Genomic DNA, 22,735 nt, shown 5'->3' on the forward strand with positions numbered 1-22,735 from the left:
ATTTCAGCAGTCGTCTTAAGAGGTTTATGCAATGGGTAAGTGGTTTAAATCAGGTTCTCCCTGGATATGGATGACTGGTGGCGCGGTTAGTATCAGCTTGATTGCCGTTTTGGGTTTGCTGTTACTGATTGCATGGCGTGGTCTAAGTTACTTTTGGCCTGCTGATGTTTATCAGTGGGAGTTACAGGATCAACAGGGAAATAAAAGCACCCTTATTGGTGAGATTTATGACCGTGAAGAAGTGCCAACAGAGCGCTTAATTTCAGCAGGCCATAAATTTAATCAGCATCCTGGTGAGTTTGTGACACGTTACCTAGTTAAAACCGGTAACCGTGAGTTTGTCGGCTTAGATTTTCGTTGGATACTTGCAACGGATATCGTTAGTCGCAGCACTCCAGCGGACGTAGCAAAGTTTGAACGCACTAAAAACGGCAACTTTTATGGTTATCCTATTGCGGTGATTGAAGATGGCCAGCGTTTAGCATTAGAAGGGGGAGCGCTGGAAACCTCATTAATAGATCATATTAATCGTGCCGTGGACATTAGTGATGACGCTTTAGCATTACAAAAAAGCGATATTGGTTCAATCAACTATGAAATTGAACGTTTACGCCTGAAAGAGCGCAAATACGAATTAGAAAATAGCTTAACGGCGGAACGTAAAGCCGAAATTGAAGCGGCCATTGCCAAGCTAAATCAAGATTACTTGGTACTTGAGAAGTCATTATTTGCTTTACGTGATGATGCTGCCCGTGATTCGGTGATTATTCGTGACATGCGTGGCGAAGAAGTGACCTTGAAGTTAGACAGTATTTTAGATGTAAATTACGTTAATCACATGTCGTTTATCGGCAAAATTGGTCACTGGTTTACTGGCTTAGGTCGATTTGTCAGCCACGATCCACGTGAAGCCAATACTGAGGGTGGCGTGTTTCCAGCTATCTTTGGTACCGTATTTATGGTGATGTTGATGGCGGTGATTGTGACGCCATTTGGCGTGGTAGCGGCGATATATTTACACGAGTATGCTAAAAAAGGTCCTATTACTAAGATGATCCGCATAGCGGTGATTAACTTAGCTGGTGTGCCGTCGATTGTTTATGGTGTATTTGGTTTAGGCTTTTTCGTCTATATGCTTGGTGGCTCCCTTGACCAATTATTTTACCCTGAAGCATTACCAGCGCCAACATTTGGCTCTCCAGGGGTAATTTGGTCGGCGCTGACATTGGCCATTTTAACTTTGCCAGTGGTCATTGTATCAACGGAAGAGGGCTTAAGTCGTATTCCTAGTGCGGTTCGTCAAGGCAGTCTTGCGCTTGGCGCAACCAAAGCTGAAACCTTATGGCGCATTGTGATCCCAATGGCAAGTCCTGCGATTATGACGGGGTTAATTCTTGCTGTTGCTCGTGCTGCAGGTGAGGTTGCACCATTAATGCTGGTTGGTGTGGTTAAGCTTGCACCAACCTTACCAATAGATATGAACTTTCCATTTGTGCATTTAGAAAGAAAGTTCATGCATCTAGGTTTTCATATTTATGACGTTGGCTTCCAAAGCCCTAACGTTGAGGCTGCGCGTCCTTTGGTTTACGCAACCTCATTTTTATTAGTCTCGGTAATTGTAGCGTTAAACTTAACGGCAATTAGCGTGCGTAACCATTTACGTGAAAAATTCCGTTCGCTAGAACACTAATAGCGATATCCTGAGGAAAGAAAAAATGATTTCGATTCAACGTTCAAACATGCAAACAGAAACTGTAGATTTAGCTAACTTACCTGCACAGGATACTGCTTTAGAAATTCGTAACCTTGATTTACGTTACGGTGATAAACAGGCGTTATTTGATGTGTCGATGAAGATCCCTAAAAAGCAGGTAACCGCATTTATTGGTCCAAGTGGTTGTGGTAAATCAACACTATTACGCTGCATCAACCGTATGAATGACTTAGTTGATACTTGCAAAATTGACGGTGAAATATTACTTCATGGTCAAAATATTTATGATAAGAAAGTGGATGTCGCCGCATTAAGACGTAACGTAGGTATGGTGTTCCAGCGTCCGAATCCGTTTCCAAAATCAATTTATGAAAACGTAGTATATGGCTTGCGTTTACAAGGGTTAAATAATCGTCGTGAACTTGATGAAGCGGCTGAGCGTTCATTACGTGGCGCGGCAATTTGGGATGAAGTAAAAGACCGATTACACGATAATGCCTTTGGGTTATCAGGCGGTCAGCAACAGCGTTTGGTTATCGCCAGAGCTATAGCCATTGAACCTGAAGTGTTATTACTGGATGAACCCACCTCAGCGCTTGACCCTATTTCAACGTTAACAATTGAAGAGTTAATCACTGAGCTGAAAGAAAAATATACCGTGGTGATTGTGACACATAACATGCAACAAGCGGCACGCGTATCAGATCAAACAGCCTTTATGTATATGGGTGAGTTGGTTGAATATGGTGATACCAATACCATATTTACTACGCCCAAAAAGCGTAAAACTGAAGATTATATTACTGGGCGTTATGGTTAATTTTCGAATAGATCTTCACTGTAGATCACGTCATAAACTGGACTCAGAATTTTTAGCTTAAGGTTGATAACATGGAAAAAATGAATTTAAACAAACATATCTCAGGTCAATTTAACGCTGAACTTGATGATATTCGTAACCGCGTATTGGCAATGGGCGGATTAGTTGAACGTCAATTAGAGCAAGCGCTTGATGCATTAGCCGGTTTAGATGCCGAATTAGCCAGAACCGTCATAGATGGCGATCATAAAGTTAATGGTATGGAAGTGGCAATTGACGAAGAATGCACACGTATCATAGCTAAGCGTCAACCTGCTGCTAGTGACTTGCGGTTAATTTTGGCAATTTCAAAAACCATTACCGATCTGGAACGTATTGGTGATGCTTGTGTGCGTATTGCCAAAGCTGCAGTTGATAAACGTGCTAAAAGCCAAGAGCCGCTATTAGTGAGTATAGAAAGTATGGGGCGACATGCCACACGTACATTGCATGCAACCTTAGATGCGTTAGCCCGTATGGACGCTGAACAAGCATTTGAGTTGCACAAAGAAGATGCCAAGTTAGATAAAGAATATGAAGGCATAATTCGTCAATTAATGACTTATATGATGGAAGACCCACGCTCCATTCCTGGGGTACTTGATGTGTTATGGGCAGCACGCGCAGTTGAGCGTGTTGGCGACCGATGTAAAAATATCTGCGAATACATTATTTACTATGTAAAAGGTAAAGATGTTCGTCATACTTCATACGAAGATATGGAAAAAGATTTACATCAGTAATTCAACGCCCGTGAGATAGTTTTTTATAATATCTGTATGAATTCGAGTTTAAAACGCCTTAAGTTATCGCTTAAGGCGTTTTTATTTGTTCTAATGTTGGGGTTATTTAACTTCAAGCAAAAAACTTACATTTTATGAAAAATACCCTAGCACGAGGCTTAACCAATTTATTACCTATGGTGTTATCTATTTGGTTATTTTGGTCACTGTTTATTTCACTTGATGGCTTAGGGCAATTGCTACTTAATGCACTGGGCACACCCTTTATGTTTGTGGGGGCGGGTTTTTTACTTGTTGCTGTGATTGTGTTTATTGCTGGTTTGTTATTTTCGGTCAGCCCAATCGTGTGGGTTTATGGTTGGTTAGAGCGGCAACTGATGAAGTTTCCATTGTTTAAATCTGTTTATGGCAGTATTCGTGACATAGCAGGGTTAATGAATCGCGATGGCAAACCTAAAACACAAAAAACAGTGCTTGTTAAACAAGCAAGTGGCGGGTATGTTGTTGGTTTCATTATGAGCGATAATACACCACAGCCGTTAACCGATGCACTGCCGGAAGGGGATTGGGTTCCGGTATTATTTCAACTAAGCTACCAGGTTGCTGGCATAACTACTTTAGTAAAACGTGATGAACTTATCAGTGTTGACTGGTCTTTTGAAGATGCGATGCGGTTTAATTTGACTGCGGGCATTTCAACAGCTAAAGCTAATGACGTCACCAAACATAAAGAGATCTCCCAATGAAGGGTACATTGGCCGCATTAGCCAAACTAAATCAATCGTATAGAAATTATAAAACTAAGCTTAATGCATTGATTTGTATTGGCATTGTTGGATTTACTCCGCAAGTGTTTAGTGATGACTATTCGACTCATTTTGTCGGTGTTGCAGACTCATCCATTCAAAATATTGGTAGAGTGATATTAGAAGAGATATGTTTTACCCAAAAATTGCAATGTGACATTGAAATGTTACCGGCTCCTAGAGCAGAGCGAAGTATGCGTGAGGGGCAGGTTAACGGTGAAATCATGCGAGTATGGCGTTATGGTGAAGATAACCCTGACTTTATTCGAGTACCTACTTCTTATTATGCTGTTAAAACGGCATTTTTTACCCGAAAAGACTCCCTATTGAAGTTAGCCGATACCGCTGACATTACTGAGCTCAATGTTGGGGTATTAACCGGGGTTAAGCATACCCAAAATTTAGGCCTTGACCCTAAAAAAGTGTTTTATTCATCTACCACGGAAAAGATGATGGAATTGCTGATAAAGAAAAGAGTCGATGTTGTTATAGCAAGTTATATTGATGGCATGGCAACCATTAAAAAAATGAATGCCGATAATTTGATGGTGCAAAAAGCATCAATAAAATCGCAACCCGTATATGTATATATTCATCCTAATAGCAAAGAACTTGCACCTATTATTGATAATACAATTAAGATGTTAACTAAAACTGGTAAGTTGAGAGTTATGATTGCTGATGCAGAGCAAAACGGATTTAATTAGCGTGTAACTGTCACTCATCGAATACAATAAAAAGCCGGCTAATCAGCCGGCTTTTTAATTTAGTCCGGGTTACGAGATGAAGTTAAGTAATTAAATTTGGTGCTGAGCTTTATGTCAGCAACTGAAGCTCCTAGCATAATTTCAAATTCTCCAGACTCAGCTAACCAATTATTGCTTTTGACATCCCAAAAGGATAAGTCTCGTTGAGTTAAGATAAACTGGGCCGTTTGGGTTTCGCCCGCTTTAAGCCAAACCTTGTTAAAGCCTTTTAGTTCTTTTATGGGGCGAGGCACACTCGAATCGACATCTCGTAAATACAACTGCACCACTTCAGCGCCATCTACATGGCTCGTATTTGTGATGTTTACTGACACAGTTAATGGTGTGTCGCCACTCATACTGGCGCTAGAAATTCTCATATCAGCGTAATTAAATTGGCTGTATGACAAGCCGTGACCAAATGGGAACTCTGGGGCAATATGCTGCTGTTCGAACCAGCGATAACCTATGAACACGCCTTCGCTATATAGCGAGGTTTCAGCGTTGTAATCGTTTAGTGCTATTGGCGCTGTGTCGGTCAACTTTTTAGGCAAAGTGATTGGCATTTTTCCGCTTGGGTTGGCGTCACCAAACAAAATATCTGCATAAGCATTGCCAGCCTCCATCCCGCCGTACCAGCCCCAAAGTAATGCCTTAGCTTTGTTTGCCCAAGGCATTTCTACCGCGGAGCCGCCAATCATCATCACTATGGTATTTGGGTTTGCACTTAGCAATTTGGATATGACCTCATCTTGCTGGCCGGGTAATACCATATTGGGTCTATCGATAGATTCTCTATCATCAGCATGACTCAGGCCTCCAAAGTAAATCACCGCATCGGCTTTTTTCGCTGCTGCAAGATATTCACTTTCACTGTTGTATAAACTATTAGGCGTTTCCCAGCCTAATGTTGCCTGTTTATCGCCATAATAGCGCAGACTAACCGCATAGTTTTCTCCAGCCACTAATGACATGGATGTAGACATGATCTTGTTTGATTGCGCCTTTGATGGAGTAATTAACGGTTTGTCGTTAATAAATAGCGCCACTTGACCATCGGCTTTGATGTTGAAACTGTGGTTCCCAGTGGCCATAGGTTTGATATTAGCTTTAATCTCAACCGACTGATTTTGTCCTTTGGCATCAAATTGCGGGTCAGCTATCCAGGATTCACTTGCTAGCTGGGACATTGCAGCATCTTGATAATAATTTATTTGCCACGATGGCGTGCCTGTCCAGTGGCGCGTTGTAAGGTAGTCATTCGGAATAGGCATAAACTGGCTGCCAGCAGGACGCATTAAGGTGATGTTGACCTTGTCACCCAGTTTAGCTTTTAAGCCATCAAGGGGGGTCATTTCATATAATGCTTTTACTTCAGACGACCCACCACCAAAGCCATGGCGTTTATCAGCATTGGGACCGAGTACTAAGAGGTTGTGAACTTTTGAGGCTTGCAATGGCAAAATCTGATTATCATTTTTAAGTAACACCACACCATTGGTTGCAATGGTTCGTGCATCTTGGCGGTGGCTATCGGTATTACGCTCGCCAGATAAACGTTGTTTATCCATCATACCTATACTTAATTGCACTCTTAAAATTCGGGCGACTTTGTCATCTAAAACGGATACAGGTATTTTACCGTCATTAATCATGGCTAATAGCGGTTTTGCCATAAAGTATTCATCAAAGCTTGCCACATCAGTGCCCATTTCAATATCAAGGCCATTCATGGCTGCATCATAGGTATTAATGTCAACATTCCAGTCAGTTAATAGTACACCTTGATAACCCCATTCACCTTTCAATATGGTTTTGACTAAGTGCTTACTCTGATTTGCGTTTGTGCCTCTAAATTCATTATATGCGCCCATAATTGCATGCACATTCGCTTGCTTTACTGCGGCTTCAAATGCCGGCAAATACACCTCTCGCAAGGTGCGTTCATCGGGGTTAGCATTAACACCTGTACGATTAAGCTCTTGGGTATTTAGTGCAAAATGTTTGACGGTTGCACCGACATCATTGGCTTGAATTGCTTTTACCGCAGGAACAACAAGCCTTGCAGCGAGAAATGGGTCTTCACCCATATATTCAAAATTGCGACCATATAATGGTAGGCGAGCAAGGTTCACCCCAGGCCCCAAAATTAAATCTTTATTACGGTGACGAGCTTCTGCACCTAATACATTACCATGCAGGCTTGCCATGTTTTCATCCCAACTGGCTGCAACAGCAGTAAGTGGGGGGAGGTAAGTGGAGTAGTCATTGGTCCAGCCAGCCGGAGCCCATGAGTTACGATCTATCTCATAGCGTACGCCATGTGGGCCATCAGACATCCACATTTCATGAATGCCTAAACGTTCGATGGCGGGAATATGGAACTTTCCTGCGGCATGGATCAGCGAGACTTTTTCTGCCAATGTCAGTAAAGGTAATAAGCGGTTAATTTCATCTTCCACATTAGCTATGCGATCACCAATGCGAATTTTTTCACTGTCAGACAACACGGTTAAGCTGTGTATGGTTTGCGGGGTAATACTAGGGTGGCTCGCCGATGCGGTAATGGGTATACCTGCGCATAAAATGCTAGCCACTAAAATTGTAAGCGCTTTCTTTTTGTTGTTACGCGATATAATACACCAAGGCTTAACCATAACCTGTTCCCTTTGTTATTTGAAATTAATGAAGATGTTGGCTGTGAGACGACCAGTATGAGGGTTATCATCAATGTCAGTGCTTAAATTAACTAACGTTGAATGCAGCAGGTTGCCTGGGTATATCACTAAGCGATTAGCTTGGTATTCAATTTGATGATAAATGTCGTAATGCCGATCACTTTTTACAAAATATTCAGGTGTGTCTTTCGCGTGATCAGTTAAAAATGCTTTTGCTGATTTAAAATAATGATCCATTCTGGCTTCATCAACACGTTCAAAACCGGTATTTTTGTGCCTAAAGAAGGCGGTATTGCCATGGGGCGCATCATTAAGGTAGTGCAATATGGCAAAGTAGTAAGGCTCTGGTGTGTCAAAATGCGGCAATCGCTGCAGCGGCATTAAGCTATCTGGTGTTTGGCTGATTAACGAAAATGACAATATTTGTGGTTTGATCCGCAAGTGATGTGGCACGCTATAGACATCATAAATTAACTGAAACACCTGATTTATTACTTCAATGGCGTAGCGCTGAGGTAGCGGGGATCGTACGCCAGGATAGTAGGAGCCATCATCTTTTGTAAATGGGGCATGTTGACGAGCAATACTCAGTAACGTGGATAAATCATCAGCAAAGTTGTCGATAATAATCACTGGCGTTTGCTCTTGACCGATATAGCAAATCTGTGGCTTGAAGCCACTGACATTGATGATATTGTCAGCGGCGTTTTGCTGATGATTAACATGATTCGAGTGAGTCGTGTTAGACGACATGGTCTCTATCCTTGTTAGTTATAGGTAACATTAGTACGCTTTATTCAACTTTATTACACTATGTTTGATTTACAATAGTGATTGATAAAATCGAAATGTGGCGGCAAGGTCTCCACTTTGCGTTTTGCTGTCGATTTGATGTTATTTAAAAAGCTTGCTAACTCGTCTTTTTCCATCATATCAACGATAGGATGATACTCTTTTGGCATAATCCCTTGCCCCATCATGACTTGGATCCATGAGCTTTCACCAAATAATTCATTGCCGTATTTATACACCTTACCCGATTGGCTAAACATATCAATGCGGTGTTGTAGCGATGAGGGGATCGGCATGTTTTTACAGTAACGCCAAAAACGGCTGTCTTCGCGGTCGGTAACTTTGTAATGTAAAATAATGAAATCGCGAATATTATCCATTTCTAACTTGATTTGTTGGTTAAATTCGTTGATATCCGTTTGATCAATTCCCTGAGAAGGGAACTGCTGCATTAAGCGCACAATGCTGCGTTGAATAAGATGAATGCTGGTGGATTCTAGCGGTTCTAAAAAGCCTGATGATAGACCAACAGCAACACAGTTTTTATTCCAGTGTTGACGGCGTGAACCAGTTTTAAATTTAATTACTCTGGGTTTATTAAGTGGTTCGCCTTCAATATTAGCCATTAAGGTGTCGATGGCTTGCTCATCAGTCATATATTTACTGCAAAATACAAAGCCGTTACCTGTTCGGTTTTGCAATGGAATTCGCCACTGCCATCCCGATTCACGGGCAATTGAGCGGGTATAAGCAAGTGGAGTATTGACCGATTTTGTCTGTACGGCAATCGCACTATCGCATGGTAAGTAATGGCTCCAATCATCAAAACCTGTATTTAAGGTTTGTTCTATGAGCAAGGCTCGAAATCCGGTGCAATCAATGAATAAATCACCTTCGATTAACTCACCATTTTCAAGCTCAAGCGCTTTAATATAGCCATTACTGCTATGCAGTTGTACATCGGTAATTTTACCTTCGATACGAATCAGGCCATTAGCCTCAGCCATTTTACGCAAGAATTTTGCATAGAGACTGGCATCCATATGATACGCGTGGTTGTAATCTTGATTAGGTAATATGGCAAATCGGCCCTGACGAGCAGCTAAATGTTCGGTGCAGTAATCGCCTATTTCACTGACAAGCCCCTGTTGCTTACCTTTAAGCCAGAAGTGTTGAAAGCCACAAGCCCAACAGTCTTTGCCTAAAAAACCAAATGAATGCAGGTAATCTTTACCTACGTCATGCCAGTTTTCAAAATTAATCCCCAGCTTAAAGGTAGCATTGGTAGCCGCCATTACATCCTGCTCTTTTAAGCCTAATAGACGATGGAAAATATGTAACGTCGGAATGGTGGCTTCACCTACACCCACTGTGCCGATATCATCCGATTCGACCAATACCACTTCGATGTGCTTACCCATTAATTTTGTTAACGCTGCAGCTGCCATCCAACCAGCTGTACCGCCACCGGCGATGACCACTTTTTTTATTGCTGACTTCATTCGGGTTACCTCTTGGGGATGTTTATTCTTATTTGTTTAGCGCTTTAATTTATTGGTTAAATCAGCTCTTAATTTTCGCGCGTTTAATTCATCAATCGGTTTTGTGAGCATACCTCTGGCATTATCAGGAATATGGCTTTCATCAACATCATCATGCTCAAAAATATAGTGGTCAAATAATGCTTTCCAAGCTTTTCGCTGCGCCTTAGGTAATGATCGAAGGCTCAGCATACTGTGGAGAAGTGCATTATTGGGGCGCCCCAAAAATGCTGGCGTATCACGCCACCAATGAGTAATGAGCACATTAAAATCTTCAACGCCTCTTACATGGTGCCACCACATACTTGGGATAAATAACACGTCACCGGGCTCGAGTGCTGCGGTAAAAGAGGCTGCTAACGCAGCTTTAAATTTAGGAAATCGGTCATAATCGGGGCGGTCAAAGTTAACCATGCTGATTTCTTGTCCGCCGGGCGCAAATTCCATCGGGCCAATATATAAATTGGCAATTTGTTCTGGTGGAAATAAGGTAAATGTGCGCTTGCCGACCATGTTACAGGCCAAATTGTGCGGAAAATCAAAGTGTGCAGCCACGCGAGTTTGGTTGCCTAACCAAATGTTTGCCATTGGGTTAACTTGTGAAAACTGCAAGCAATTCTCGGCAAACAGGCTAGGGAAGTATTGCTGTATATTCGTTGACCCCATATACACACTCGCTGGGGCTTGTTGCTGTGACTCCGTTTGTAAGCGCTCAAATATTTGCGCTAAATCTAGCCTGCCAGCTTGATAATTAAAACCGTCAACTTGCTCGTTATAAAATACTCGGCCTTGCTGTTCTGGAGGTAGATAATAGGCAGTGACAGGTTGTCCGCTATAGTGTTGTAACAAATAATCCATTGCAGTTTGGTTTGACTCAAGTCCCGCTTGTACCAGTGGGAAGTGACGACAAAGACCTTTGAAAATCATGGGGGTTTCGGCACTTTCTATTCGTTGATAAAGTTCATCAAGCGAGCAATCATAATACTCAGGTACATAATTTTGCACCGCTGGTTCAGCGCGTGACGTCGTGTTGTTCTGCAACGGATTATCCATGATGCTTATCGTTTTTTGTGCTGTGCATTTTTGCGATCAAGTAAATCGCGCACGTTAGATTGCGACGCCATTGACATGTATATGGCTTGTAAATAGCCTTGTTGATGAAGTTTTGTCAGCACTGTGCCATCAAGCATATTGAGTTTTTCTTCATTGATGGTGTAAAAGCCTATCATTTGATGTTTCTCACCGTTGTCTAATTCAATATCTAGGGTAAATGATTCCAATAATTCATGCTCAAGCAATACATCAATAAATGCTTGGCTGTCATTTAAGCCTTGATGGATAGCTGCCAGCATATCACCCACTTCATCTAAGTAATCGGTATTGCCTCCGAAGGCATGAAACACCGCTTCTCCATGATTTTTATTAACTCTAGGGTGATCTAAATCGATATGGATGACATGCTGTTCTTGTTCAATTCCATCTTCACGCACCATTTGCTTACCGATAAGAAACGGTTGGCGACGTAATGTCAGAGGAACATAGGAGGCATCCCAACCTTTATCAGTTAAAAACAGGTTATCTTCATTTTTAAAACCGAATAATGCGACAGCATAAAACTGACCCGTTGCTGTATCTTTGTGAAAAAAGATCGGGTAGTGAGCCTGTACACTACGAAATTCAAGTGGGAATGTGACCGTATACCATAGATTATCACCATATTTTGCTGAGCGGTCAGTGATCACCTTTAGGTCTTTGTGTTCCACACTGTTCAGTAATACATGTTGGGTCATGTTGTTATCCTGTTTATGTTTATTGTTATTTGAGGCTTAAGTTATTGTTTGGATGAGTTAAAGCCCTGAATATTAAATTTTTGAAAAACTGTTTAATTTTAATTTTTCTAATAGCGCTCGGTTTGTCGGTAGCAGTTGGCTTAAACGCGAGGCTCTTTGGTTGTTTTCGGTAAATAATTGTTGTGCTTGCTGCTTCATTGATGGTTTAAGTTGCACCTGAGGCTGGGTATCAAATTGCATGCCGTAAAGCACAAATTGATAACTTGCCGCCGGAAACAGCATTTCACGGTAGATAAAATCATGCTGGCTAGGTGCTTGGTGTCGCCATAGCGCCAATTGTTCTAACAGTGAATCAGGTATTGAATTAGCAGCCCTATGGTCGTGCCAATAGTCACTATCGCTTCTTTTGCTGATCACATAGTGTAGCTTTAAGAATTCAATAATTTGCTGCCAGTGTTGTTGAAATTGCTGATTAACGCGTTTGGCAATGGTGTCCATAGTGTCACGTGTAGGCGGTAATTGAGAGGCAACTGCTTTTGCAGTCCATTCCACAAGTGCGAGAGCTGAGGCCTCAAGTGGTTCAATAAAACCTGCTGCCATGCCTATAGCAACACAATTATTTTTCCAACAAACCTGATGATGTCCCGGGGCAATATTCAATTTTCGCGGCGAAATGTCTGCTGCTTTTATGCCTAAGTCCGGTTTAAGATAGGCCATAAGTTGCTGCAAAGCTTGCTCATCATTTGTGTGTGATGATGAATAAACATGGCCAATACCACGACGGGTAGGTAAGCCAATATCCCAAATCCAACCATGAGTTTGTGCCGTCGAATGTGTGCATGAAGCGATAGGGCTATTATCGTCGGAGTAGGGTACCTGAATGGCAAGCGCAGAATCGTTAAACAGAACATGTTTTTGGCTAATAAAGGGTACGGCTAATTTTTCACCCAGCAGCAAAGACTTAACGCCGGAGCAATCAATAAATAAATCGGCATGGATTTGCCCGTGTTGTTGGGTTAACACATGGCTAATATCACCCTTTGGTACATCTGTTTGTGTTGTTTCATCTACAAGAACGATATCAGTGACGTGGTCGAGAATATGCTTTACCGCTAAATTGTCAGTGCAATGCTGTTGTAACAATTGACTGAACTTCCCGGCGTTTAAGTGATAGCCATAGTTGTTGATAAAACTGTATTGGGGGGTAGAGATTTGTTTCGGTGCCAGCGCTAGTTGACTGATTTGATTTTGCTGGCAAACGGCATCTACAAAACTGACCTGTGCTTTATGCGGTAGCCAAAAAGGGGCGATCGCAAACTGTGGTTCACCTATTGGTAAGCTAAAAGGATGAAGATAACTGTGCTGGCCATTAGGCATGTTGTTTGCTGCCACTTGCCAATCTATAAAGCGTGAGCCTTGTTTGAAGCTAGCATCACATTGCAATAGAAACGTGGTTTCATCTATACCTATTTTTTGCAGCGTCGAGCGCATTGATGGCCAGGTTCCTTCGCCAACACCAATAGTCGGCACATCGGGAGATTCGATTAAGGTGATATCTAATTTAGGCGAGGGAGATAGGCGACCATGGTCGGCATTGTGCTCGGCGGCAATTAATCCTGCAGTAATCCAACCTGCGGTGCCGCCACCGACGATGACTATTTTGGTTACTGCTTTTTGCATGAAGTCTGCCTACCGTTACTGCTTTGTTATTTTGTTTTGGTGCTGTAATACTCACAGGTTAATGTACTCACTAAGCACGATAAAACATGGGTTAGTTTAGAATTCATTAAAATGTAAGCACTTTCAAGTGTTAATTTGATTGTTTTGAATTTAAAAAAATGGGCAATATCCATATCGCCGAGTTTTATTATCCATGTAAAAAAAGAGGTGGTTGTGGCCACCTCAAACGACCTAAAGGGAAAGCAGCTCATTCAATTAGACAGAATTGAATGAGCTTTTTTTAAAAGGTGTAACGTGCTCCTAATCCATAACGCGCACCTGTCTGGGTGTAGTTTAGGACTTGCTCATACGCTCGACCATGTACGCGAGTACTTTCGTTAGTTATGTTTAACCCTTCAAAAAATACCGTAAGGCCTTCGACTTGAGGGATGTCATAACCAATACTAAAGTCAACTTGTGAATAGGCTTCGGTGTACTGAGGGTTTGCACCAGTACCGTTACCCGTTGCATTTAAAAACTCATCACGCCAGTTCCAAGCTAATCGAGCAGATACGCCATAATTTTCATACATAGCAACAACGTTAGCCGTATCGCTGATACCAACCTCTACATTTTGAGGTAAGTCACCAGGACGGTTTAAGTTAGCATTGTTGTAACTGTCACCTGCATTCACTAAGGTGTAGTTAGCTTGCATACCAAAACCGGTTTCACCGAAGAAATGCTGTACTGCAAACTCCCAACCATCAATCACTGAACTCTTGCTATCGTTAGTCGGTTGGTTAATCAAGAAAATTAAATCATCATCACCTGGGTTACCGGTAATTTCGATGTTGCCGTTAGCTGGATTAATAGTAACGTTTGGATCCGTAGCACCGTACTTATCATAAATCCACTGACGTTGAGCTGTAGCCGTTGTTTGACCAGCTGCAATGGCTTCATTTACATAAGCACTGTGTGATGGATCTGGGATGTTATAAATGTTTGATTCAACAACACCATTATCGATAAAGTTAGTCACATCTTTACGGAAATAGCCCATAGAAACATAGCTGCCTTGATCGAAATACCATTCGGCAGATAAATCGTAGTTTGTAGACTCTAAAGGTAACAAACCAGGGTTACCGCTGGTACCGCTGCCACCACCACGGTTAGCCAATGTACCGATGACTGTGCCACCTTGAATAGAGGTGTAATCAGGACGACCAATGGTTTCACTGTATGCCGCACGAACATATACGTCTTCTACAACTTCAATATTAAAATTGGCACTCGGTAGGAAATAATCATAATCACCTGTTTGAGTAAGGAAAACCCGTTCGCCAGATGGGTTAACAGCAATTTCCGTTTCTGCAATCCAAGTTGCGCTGTCATAACCAGAGACTGCTGACGTTGATTCAACATCAGTTTTCTCATAACGAACACCAAAATGAAGATCAAATGGCATATCGGCCATTTCACCTACATAATTATATTGTAGATATGCAGATTGAGATTCTTCTTGTGTGAATCTATCTGTATCACTAGCGTAATCTGTGGATGGACAGAAGCCGTTACCACAATCACCAATGGCACTTGACGCATACAATTCAGCTGCGCGAGCTCGTAATGCCTCGAAGTCCCATAGGAAAATGGTGTTTAAAGGATCTGTTGATGCACTGCCTTGATAGCTACCAAAGTCACCTTTCGAACCGTCAAACTTATCCATAACTGTGTCAGCTGGGAACCATGCAGCATCTAAATCTCCCGCTGCACCAACGCCACCCCAGTCGTTACGCTGTACGTTAACTGATTGAGAGTGATTGTTGACATCAGTAGCCGCAATACCAAAATCGATGCTGCCAGCTTCTTCTAAATCATAAGTGCCTGAAATTTGTAATTGTTCAATTTCAGAGCGGTTTAATGCGTTACCAAATACCGAGCCGGTAACTCTCATGTCTTCTGGGCGAACATTGTTACCGTTACCAACCGCTAATACTGGAACTTCACCAGTAAAGTCAGTGGCGGCACTGGTTCGAATGAATGCAGCTGTACTTAACAAGCTGCTACTTCCATTTGGACTGTTAGGGGTACGTTCAGCATATGAGTCATGGTAATCCAATTCCAATGACAACTTATCTGTGGCGTCCCATTCAATATTGAAACCTAAAGAGCCACCCTTATCGCGCGTACCCGAATCACCAGCCGCCATAGATAAGTCTGCGCCACCACCAGGATAAGTTTCAGAATAAACTAAAGGTGAAGATACAGGGCCATCAGACCAAGTACTTTCTTGAGTCGGTACGAAGTTAAACCATGCTGAAACATCATGAAATTGTGTGTCAATATCGTTTTGCATGTAGTTATAGTCAAGTGTTGCGCGAACAGAGTCTACAGGTTGATATTGAAGAACTAATTGGCCGTTTGTACGACTACGTTGCTGTTCTTCAAAACGATAAACGGTTGTTTGCGGAACAGAATAGACATCACTATCGCCAGGACGGTTAATTTGATTGGCATCCTTTGGTACACCGCCCCACTCAGGGTTAGCTCCAGGTGAACCGCTCCAATCTTGGTCTACGCTACCAGGAAAACTACGCCAGCCAGTACCCACTTGTGCTTGCTGGTTGCCACTTTCACGATCTTGATAACTAGCAGAAATTGAGATACCAAATTTATCATCTGCAAAAGTGTTTGAATAAAGTGCAGACAGTTCAGGGGTGATAGAACCATTGTCTGTAGAGGTATCATCAACGGCTTTAACCCCAAAAGAGGCTTTTTGACCTGGAGAATTTAGTGGGCGCTGGGTCAGAACGTTAATTGTTGCTCCAATACCACCCGTTGAGTTTTTTGCTTGGCTAGTTTTTTCTACTTCAACGGCACTGATTGCTTCAGAAGCGATGTTAGCAAAGTCAAATGAGCGTGAACCTGTAGTGGTTGGCATTTGGCGATTATTCAACATAACTAAGTTACGGTCTGGACCGAAACCACGTACAGTGACTCTACTACCTTCACCATTTTGACGGTCAATTGACACGCCTGAAATACGTTGTAAAGATTCCGCTAAATTACTATCGGGAAACTTACCAATATCTTCCGCATTGATTGCATCAACGATACCGTTTGAACCGCGTTTGACATCCATTGATTTGACTAAACTGCCACGGATCCCCGTAACCTGAATCACTTCAATATTTTCATCACCAGCATCTTCAGCAGCATGTGCAGGTATCATTGAACCTAAACCGAGTACAAGCGATAAACTTGTCGCAAGCTTAGTTTTGGTAAATGTTCTTGTTTTCATCTAGGAAATCCCCATTGACTAGATTCTATTTGTTCTAATAGTTTACGAAAAAATACGTAAACCGATTTATTATTTTCCAATAGCGTCACAGTGTTTGATTGGTTTATGTAAGCGCTTACATAAACCTAGTGCAATTTGTGACCCGAGTCAATTAAAATGACCTAAAACCACAACATTTTATTAACCTATAAAGCTTGTATAACAGCGATAGGTAAGTAATGCGCTGTATTATATGAATATTTATATATGATGTGTTTTTGTTAATTATGTAAGCGCTTTCTTGGTGGTGTTTGCTTGCAGAAGGTGTTTAAGTTTTCAAAGGCTTTAGTTTCTCTACTTGAGGGGAACGGATAAGGAGAGGCTATATTGCAAATAAAATGATCTATAAAGAGTGAAAGAGGTGAGTCGTTTGGCTGTGCAACATGATGACATTGTTCACCAAGGCTTGATTAAACTGATGTTACGTTATGCCCTTGGCTGAGTCTCGGACAAACAGTTCAGGTGAAAAAGAGCAATTCACATCGACTTTTTGATTTTTATATACATGTTGTAATACCCAAAACGCCGCCATTTTTCCCATTTCGTTAATAGGGTTGCTTACTGTGGTGAGTTTGGGCGATATGTACTGCGGAAACGGGATATTATCATATCCGATAAAAGAAATATCTTCAGGAACCCGAATGCCTTGTTCTAAACACACAGCAATTGCACCAGATGCCATTTGATCACTGGCGCACACAACGGCGGTAAACTTTTTGTTTAATGAAAGCAAGTGATGCATGGCGTCACTACCGCCAAATTCGCGGAAGTTACCTTCAAACCACAAAGCGGGATCAAACATAAGTCCGTGTTCAGAAAGCGCTCTTTGATGCCCTTGCAAACGATCTCTTGCATCACGTTTGTACATAGGACCAGAGATATAGGCAATATCTGTATGGCCAAGGGACAAAATATAATCGGTTGCCATATAACCACCGCGTTCGTTCTCAAGAAAGATACAATTCTCTTTCATGGAATCGATATAACGGTTTATCAATACAATCGGGGTGTTGCCTTTATGCAATTGGATCAGAAACTCATCAGATACGGCTTCTACATCTAAAATTAATGCATCGCAGCCTCGGCTCATTAAAAAATCAACCCCGTCTTTTTCTTGAGCTTCATCGGCATGGCCAGCAGCGATGATCACATGCTTGTTAGCGCTGCGCAGTGCGGTTTCAATTTCGGTCATCATTGGGCCATAAAAAGGACCATCTAATTGCGAGACTAAAACACCGACACTATTTGAACAGCTTGAAGCAAGCGATTGGGCAATCGTATTTGGGCGATAACCTAATGAGGCCATCGCATCTAATACTTTTTGGCGTGTTTTGTCGCTGACTTTGGTGTTGTTATTCATTACCCGCGATACGGTCGCAAGCGATACACCAGCCAACACAGAAACATCGTAGATTGTAGCCATAATTGCTTGATTCTTTTATTTGTTAAAATCGGCAGCAGATTAGCACGGATTATCTTTAATTAGGAACCTTAGTCATAAAATACCTCGATGACATAGCCTGACAAACGCATAGGCATAAGTCTATTAACTCGCTATGCCAGTTTTTAAGCCTCAGTTTTTATCATCTTTGACTAAAATAGCGTTTAATTTAATTTTGTTGATTCAAGGCTAAATGTATCTCATCTACTTTGTTTGAATCTAAAATGTACCAGCGCATGACAATAGCAACCAGTAACGAACCTACCGCAGGATAAAGGGTAAATGACAGTAAAATACCATTTAACGCTTCAGCTGTTTGCGTGGTGTCTGCTTGATATCCATAACCTGATAGCAACCAACCCGCGGCGGCACCACCAACAGCAACGCCCAGCTTAATAAAGAAAATAATTGATGAATAAATCATGCCGGTAATGCGTACGCCAGTTTTATATTGGCCATAGTCAACCGCATCTGCCATCTTTGCCCACAATAGTGGTGTAGCCATATTAAAGGTGAATCCCCAAAGGATGAACATGGCAAAGGCTAAAACGGTTTGATCTGCAGCGACAAAGTAACTGGCAATACATAAAGCCGCGGCGATGAGTTGCAGGCTAATATAGGCTTTTACCTTACAAACCCTTTTCGCTAAGGGTTGTGCCAGCATACAACCAAAAATATTCCCTAGCATACCGAGTGTGATAAATAAGGTAATAGAATCAGGCATTTTTAGAAAATATTTGACATAATAAATCGCTAAGCTAGTTCTTAACACCATACCTGACAGTAAACACACTGCCGCGATTGAAAGCACGCGCCATTGATCATTTTGTACTAAAAATCCTAAGTCTTGCTTGAAGCTAGATTGTTGGTCAACAGGTGGATGTAAGCGCTCTTTGGTTCCCCAAAAGCAGGTTAAAAACATCGCTACCCCAAGAATACTCATGGCTGCAATGGTCAGTTGGTAGCCTTTAGCTTTATCACCTTGACCTAAAAAGTCGACCAAAGGCAAGGTTAAACCTGAAACCAGAAGCCCCCCTAACATAGCAAACACAAATCGATACGATTGAATTGAAACACGTTCTTTAGGATCGGCTGTTAATACCCCACCCAAGGCACAATATGGAATGTTAATCGCGGTATAAACCATCATTAGGGCAGTGTAGGTAACAAATGCATATATCATTTTGCCATCTTCACCTAAATCGGGAGTGGTAAAGGCTAATACGCTGATAATGCCGAAGGGGAGAGCAAACCAAAGTAAATAAGGACGAAATTTTCCCCATTGGGTGTTGGTTCTATCGGCAAGAGCGCCCATCAAGGGATCGGTTATCGCATCAATTAACCTAACGGCTAAAAACATGGTGCCGACGAATGCTGGCGAAATGCCAAAAATGTCGGTGTAGAAAAAAGTGAGAAATAACATCACTGTTTGAAACACAATATTACTGGCTGTGTCGCCAAGTCCGTAGGCGATTTTTTCTTTTATGCTGACCATTTTAGCCTCTTATTATTCTGAGTTTTTGACTATGCCATCGTGAGCCGTTAACGAGAACCGATTAAGTCACGGTAAGCTAGACCGCTGGCTTTTATGGTACGTTGTTGGGTTTGATAATCAACATAAACAATCCCGAAACGTTTTAAGTAACCCTCAGCCCACTCAAAGTTATCCATTAAGCTCCATGCAAAATAACCTTTTACGTTAACCCCTTGAGAAATAGCATTATTAACAGCGTTCAAATGGGATTGATAATAGTCGATGCGATCAGTATCTAGAACTTTGCCATCTGTTAACTTATCTGCCATAGCAGCGCCATTTTCGGTAATAAAAATCGGCGGCAGGTCATATGCCTGATTAAGAGAGACTAATAAGTCGGTAAAAGCCTGTGGGTATATTTCCCAGCCAATGTCGGTTTTAGGGGCATTTACCATATCAATTTGGGCGTAAAGGGTATTTGGGTGTGCTTCATATACGGCTCTGGTATAAAAGTTAATCCCAAGAAAATCAATTTTTTGTGCAATGATATCAAAGTCGCCAGACTCAATGATAGGACGGTCTGCTTGGGCTAAATCATGAATGATATCGGGATAACATTTATCAAATAGAGGCTTGATATACCATTGGTTCATATACTCATCTGCTTTTCTCGCAGCGGTAATATCAGCGGGGTTATCTGTGTGTGGGTAACATGGGGTAAAGTTCAGCACTATGCCGTTTTCAGTATTGGGGCTGAGTTGTTGTAATACTTGCATGCCTAACCCATGGGCAAGCAATATATGATGGGCCGCTTGACGCCCATAGGCAACTTTGGCTTTGCCTGGTGCGTGAATACCTATTTCATAACCTAAAAAGGCACTACAGAAAGGCTCATTAAATGTGGCGTACGAGTAAACTCTGTTACCCAAGGCGGTAACGATTTTCTCTACATAGTCTTGAAATAAAAATGCGGTTTTACGGTTTAGCCAACCACCTTGATCTTCAATATGTTGCGGTAAATCCCAGTGATATAAAGTGACATAAGGCTTAATGCCTTTCGTATTGAGTTTGTCTAATAAATGAATGTAAAAATCAACACCTTCCTGATTCAGGCTTCCGTCCTGTTTTATCACCCTCGGCCATGAAATAGAAAATCGATAAGCATCTACATTGAGTGATTCGATAAGGTCAACGTCTTGCTGCCATAACTTAACGTGCTCACATGCTTGCTTGCCATCAGAACCATCACGAATAGTACCTGCTTGTGCACAAAAGGTATCCCAAATACAAGGCAGACGGGTATCAACAGCCCCCTCAATTTGGAATGATGCGGTTGCAACACCAAAGGTAAAGTCTTTTGCTAGCATTGGTGATTCGGGTGGTAAGGTTATTTTCATATTTATATTCACTTAATTTTGTTTAAAGTGCCCAAGGTAATCGTCCGTTCATTTGACGCTAACGTATTTAAAACCCAGTTCAAAATCACTTTATTGTTTATCTTTTCAGTTCAGTTAGCGCGTTAAAAATTGTTGAGTTGCCATCAAAAATCGTTGACATCGGTTATCGTTATGTTAAAAATGAAAGCGCTTACATTGAGACTAGTGATTAATTGATAAAAGGTCAACACAAGTTTTAGACGCTAAAGCGCGATGCCTTGCTTGCTGTAAGAATTCGCAATAAACATATAACTATAAAATGGGTGAAACATATGGCAGGGCCAACAACTGATGCATCAATTGATGTGGATGCGACACAAGGTGCTTTTGATCAAGGTGGTAATTATCGTTTTGCGTTAATCGCATTGACCTCGCTATTTTTTATGTGGGGTTTCTTAACATGCTTGAATGATATTCTTATCCCTTATCTTAAAAACATGTTCGAGTTGAATTACACCCAAGCTATGTTGGTGCAATTTTGTTTCTTTGGCGCATATTTTATAGTGTCTATTCCTGCGGGGAACTTAGTTGGCAAGATAGGCTATCAAAAAGGGATTATCACCGGACTTGTGATTGCCTGTATTGGCTGTTTATTGTTTTATCCATCGGCCAGCTTTACATCTTACAATATGTTTTTATTCGCCTTTTTTGTATTAGCTTCGGGCATTACTATATTACAGGTATCAGCTAATCCTTATGTTAGTGCATTAGGGCCTGCAGCAACGGCTTCCTCTCGTCTTACTATGACTCAAGCCTTTAATTCACTAGGCACAACCGTAGCGCCCTTTTTTGGTAGCTGGTTGATTTTATCAACCATTGAGCATCCTGATTCTGTCACTGAGTTAGATCAAGCGATTAGTTCACTATCGGTAGTTGAGCAGGCCAGTACGGTTCAGGTGCCATATTTGATTTTGGCTGCGGCTTTATTCATGTTAGCTATCCTGTTTTTATTCTTAAAGCTGCCTCTGTTGGGTAAAAAAGACACTTCAACGGATCATCAACCTATATCGGGCAGCGCATGGCGTTTTCCGCATTTAACCTTGGGTGCAGTTGGTATTTTTGTTTATGTGGGTGCAGAAGTCGGTATTGGGAGTTTTTTAATTAACTTTTTAACCCAAGACGAAATCGGTGGCTTAACCGAGTCTCAAGCTGCAAATTATATCGCCTATTATTTTGGTGGCGCTATGGTGGGCCGCTTTATTGGCGCCGCTGTAATGCAGAAAGTTAAAGCCGGTAAGGTTCTGGCATTTAATGCAGTATGTGCTTGCCTACTCGTCGCAACGGCGATGTTTTCGGCGGGTACAACTGCAATGTGGGCATTGCTATTAGTGGGATTATGTAACTCAATTATGTTTCCGACGATTTTTAGCTTAGCGCTGCAAGATCTTAAACAGCACACCAGTCAGGGGTCAGGTATTTTATGTTTGGCAATTGTTGGTGGTGCGGTAGTGCCATTATTACAGGGCATGCTTGCTGACTCATTAGGGATCCAATTGGCCTTTGTATTGCCGCTAATTTGTTATGGTTTTATTTGTTACTACGGATTGATTGGCTGTGATGCTAAACGTCCAAGCACATCAGTTTAATAGGGGCATAAAAATGCGAACAATCTTAACGCCAAACTATGCCGATTTAGGTGATTTGTTTTCGAAATCATTAACTGCGACCCGCGTTGCTGCAGTGGTTTCAGCGGCATTATTTTTGGGGCTGTCAGCA

16 protein-coding genes are annotated in these 22,735 nt (G+C 41.8%); 6 read left to right on the top strand and 10 right to left on the bottom strand.

Annotation, left to right across the window (positions count from 1 at the left end; genetic code table 11):
* Window positions 1-31 precede the first annotated feature (31 nt).
* From pstA to IEY03_RS00690, 5 genes are all read left to right on the top strand, one after another.
* The gene (gene pstA, locus IEY03_RS00670) at window positions 32-1,690 is read left to right on the top strand and encodes a phosphate ABC transporter permease PstA (RefSeq protein ID WP_188839418.1); all 1,659 of its coding nucleotides are present in this window, start codon (window positions 32-34) and stop codon (window positions 1,688-1,690) included.
* A gap of 25 nt (window positions 1,691-1,715) precedes the next feature.
* A complete protein-coding gene (gene pstB, locus IEY03_RS00675; RefSeq protein ID WP_188839419.1) occupies window positions 1,716-2,534 on the top strand; it encodes a phosphate ABC transporter ATP-binding protein PstB in 819 nt (272 codons plus the stop codon).
* A 71-nt stretch (window positions 2,535-2,605) separates the two neighbouring features.
* The gene (phoU, locus tag IEY03_RS00680) at window positions 2,606-3,316 is read left to right on the top strand and encodes a phosphate signaling complex protein PhoU (protein ID WP_188839420.1); all 711 of its coding nucleotides are present in this window, start codon (window positions 2,606-2,608) and stop codon (window positions 3,314-3,316) included.
* A 134-nt stretch (window positions 3,317-3,450) separates the two neighbouring features.
* Window positions 3,451-4,062 (top strand): DUF502 domain-containing protein, encoded by a 612-nt coding sequence (locus tag IEY03_RS00685; RefSeq protein ID WP_188839421.1) that lies wholly within the window; start codon window positions 3,451-3,453, stop codon window positions 4,060-4,062.
* Window positions 4,059-4,829 carry a substrate-binding periplasmic protein gene (locus IEY03_RS00690; protein ID WP_188839422.1) on the top strand — a complete coding sequence of 257 codons (771 nt, stop codon included), beginning with the start codon at window positions 4,059-4,061 and terminating at the stop codon, window positions 4,827-4,829. Before IEY03_RS00685 ends, IEY03_RS00690 begins: the two co-directional genes overlap by 4 nt.
* 59 nt (window positions 4,830-4,888) lie before the next feature.
* Here IEY03_RS00690 and IEY03_RS00695 read toward each other — a convergent pair whose 3' ends face one another.
* From IEY03_RS00695 to IEY03_RS00740, 10 genes are all read right to left on the bottom strand, one after another.
* A complete protein-coding gene (locus IEY03_RS00695; protein ID WP_229778162.1) occupies window positions 4,889-7,525 on the bottom strand; it encodes a glycoside hydrolase family 3 C-terminal domain-containing protein in 2,637 nt (878 codons plus the stop codon).
* 15 nt (window positions 7,526-7,540) lie between these two features.
* Window positions 7,541-8,299: a DUF6445 family protein gene (locus tag IEY03_RS00700; RefSeq protein ID WP_188839423.1), complete on the bottom strand. Its 759-nt coding sequence runs from the start codon at window positions 8,297-8,299 to the stop codon at window positions 7,541-7,543.
* 53 nt (window positions 8,300-8,352) lie between these two features.
* Window positions 8,353-9,840, bottom strand: a complete 1,488-nt coding sequence (locus IEY03_RS00705) for a tryptophan halogenase family protein (RefSeq protein ID WP_188839424.1) — start codon at window positions 9,838-9,840, stop codon at window positions 8,353-8,355.
* Between the two features lie 36 nt (window positions 9,841-9,876).
* Window positions 9,877-10,932, bottom strand: coding sequence for a cupin-like domain-containing protein (locus IEY03_RS00710; protein ID WP_188839425.1), 1,056 nt, complete (start codon window positions 10,930-10,932; stop codon window positions 9,877-9,879).
* A gap of 5 nt (window positions 10,933-10,937) precedes the next feature.
* Complete coding sequence (locus tag IEY03_RS00715) at window positions 10,938-11,669, bottom strand: SapC family protein (protein WP_188839426.1); 732 nt, start codon at window positions 11,667-11,669, stop codon at window positions 10,938-10,940.
* A 72-nt stretch (window positions 11,670-11,741) separates the two neighbouring features.
* Window positions 11,742-13,349, bottom strand: coding sequence for a tryptophan halogenase family protein (locus IEY03_RS00720; RefSeq protein WP_188839427.1), 1,608 nt, complete (start codon window positions 13,347-13,349; stop codon window positions 11,742-11,744).
* A 280-nt stretch (window positions 13,350-13,629) separates the two neighbouring features.
* Window positions 13,630-16,629: a TonB-dependent receptor gene (locus IEY03_RS00725; RefSeq protein WP_188839428.1), complete on the bottom strand. Its 3,000-nt coding sequence runs from the start codon at window positions 16,627-16,629 to the stop codon at window positions 13,630-13,632.
* A 460-nt stretch (window positions 16,630-17,089) separates the two neighbouring features.
* Window positions 17,090-18,091, bottom strand: a complete 1,002-nt coding sequence (locus IEY03_RS00730) for a LacI family DNA-binding transcriptional regulator (RefSeq protein ID WP_188839429.1) — start codon at window positions 18,089-18,091, stop codon at window positions 17,090-17,092.
* Window positions 18,092-18,278: 187 nt separating this feature from the next.
* The gene (locus IEY03_RS00735) at window positions 18,279-19,604 is read right to left on the bottom strand and encodes a glycoside-pentoside-hexuronide (GPH):cation symporter (RefSeq protein ID WP_188839430.1); all 1,326 of its coding nucleotides are present in this window, start codon (window positions 19,602-19,604) and stop codon (window positions 18,279-18,281) included.
* Between the two features lie 47 nt (window positions 19,605-19,651).
* Window positions 19,652-20,980 (bottom strand): GH1 family beta-glucosidase, encoded by a 1,329-nt coding sequence (locus tag IEY03_RS00740; RefSeq protein ID WP_188839431.1) that lies wholly within the window; start codon window positions 20,978-20,980, stop codon window positions 19,652-19,654.
* Between the two features lie 311 nt (window positions 20,981-21,291).
* Here IEY03_RS00740 and fucP point away from each other — a divergent pair, with 311 nt between their 5' ends.
* Window positions 21,292-22,605 (top strand): L-fucose:H+ symporter permease, encoded by a 1,314-nt coding sequence (gene fucP, locus IEY03_RS00745; RefSeq protein WP_188839432.1) that lies wholly within the window; start codon window positions 21,292-21,294, stop codon window positions 22,603-22,605.
* Window positions 22,606-22,735: the final 130 nt, after the last annotated feature.

Source organism: Shewanella aestuarii (genome assembly GCF_014647215.1).
In the GTDB taxonomy this organism is placed as follows: Bacteria; Pseudomonadota; Gammaproteobacteria; order Enterobacterales; family Shewanellaceae; genus Shewanella; species Shewanella aestuarii.

Bases quoted from the DNA above. Each gene is read 5' to 3' on its own strand.
- pstA (WP_188839418.1), top strand. From the start codon at position 32: ATGGGTAAGTGGTTTAAATCAGGTTCTCCCTGGATATGGATGACTGGT.
- pstB (WP_188839419.1), top strand. From the start codon at position 1,716: ATGATTTCGATTCAACGTTCAAACATGCAAACAGAAACTGTAGATTTA.
- phoU (WP_188839420.1), top strand. From the start codon at position 2,606: ATGGAAAAAATGAATTTAAACAAACATATCTCAGGTCAATTTAACGCT.
- IEY03_RS00685 (WP_188839421.1), top strand. From the start codon at position 3,451: ATGAAAAATACCCTAGCACGAGGCTTAACCAATTTATTACCTATGGTG.
- IEY03_RS00690 (WP_188839422.1), top strand. From the start codon at position 4,059: ATGAAGGGTACATTGGCCGCATTAGCCAAACTAAATCAATCGTATAGA.
- IEY03_RS00695 (WP_229778162.1), bottom strand. From the start codon at position 7,525: ATGGTTAAGCCTTGGTGTATTATATCGCGTAACAACAAAAAGAAAGCG.
- IEY03_RS00700 (WP_188839423.1), bottom strand. From the start codon at position 8,299: ATGTCGTCTAACACGACTCACTCGAATCATGTTAATCATCAGCAAAAC.
- IEY03_RS00705 (WP_188839424.1), bottom strand. From the start codon at position 9,840: ATGAAGTCAGCAATAAAAAAAGTGGTCATCGCCGGTGGCGGTACAGCT.
- IEY03_RS00710 (WP_188839425.1), bottom strand. From the start codon at position 10,932: ATGGATAATCCGTTGCAGAACAACACGACGTCACGCGCTGAACCAGCG.
- IEY03_RS00715 (WP_188839426.1), bottom strand. From the start codon at position 11,669: ATGACCCAACATGTATTACTGAACAGTGTGGAACACAAAGACCTAAAG.
- IEY03_RS00720 (WP_188839427.1), bottom strand. From the start codon at position 13,349: ATGCAAAAAGCAGTAACCAAAATAGTCATCGTCGGTGGCGGCACCGCA.
- IEY03_RS00725 (WP_188839428.1), bottom strand. From the start codon at position 16,629: ATGAAAACAAGAACATTTACCAAAACTAAGCTTGCGACAAGTTTATCG.
- IEY03_RS00730 (WP_188839429.1), bottom strand. From the start codon at position 18,091: ATGGCTACAATCTACGATGTTTCTGTGTTGGCTGGTGTATCGCTTGCG.
- IEY03_RS00735 (WP_188839430.1), bottom strand. From the start codon at position 19,604: ATGGTCAGCATAAAAGAAAAAATCGCCTACGGACTTGGCGACACAGCC.
- IEY03_RS00740 (WP_188839431.1), bottom strand. From the start codon at position 20,980: ATGAAAATAACCTTACCACCCGAATCACCAATGCTAGCAAAAGACTTT.
- fucP (WP_188839432.1), top strand. From the start codon at position 21,292: ATGGCAGGGCCAACAACTGATGCATCAATTGATGTGGATGCGACACAA.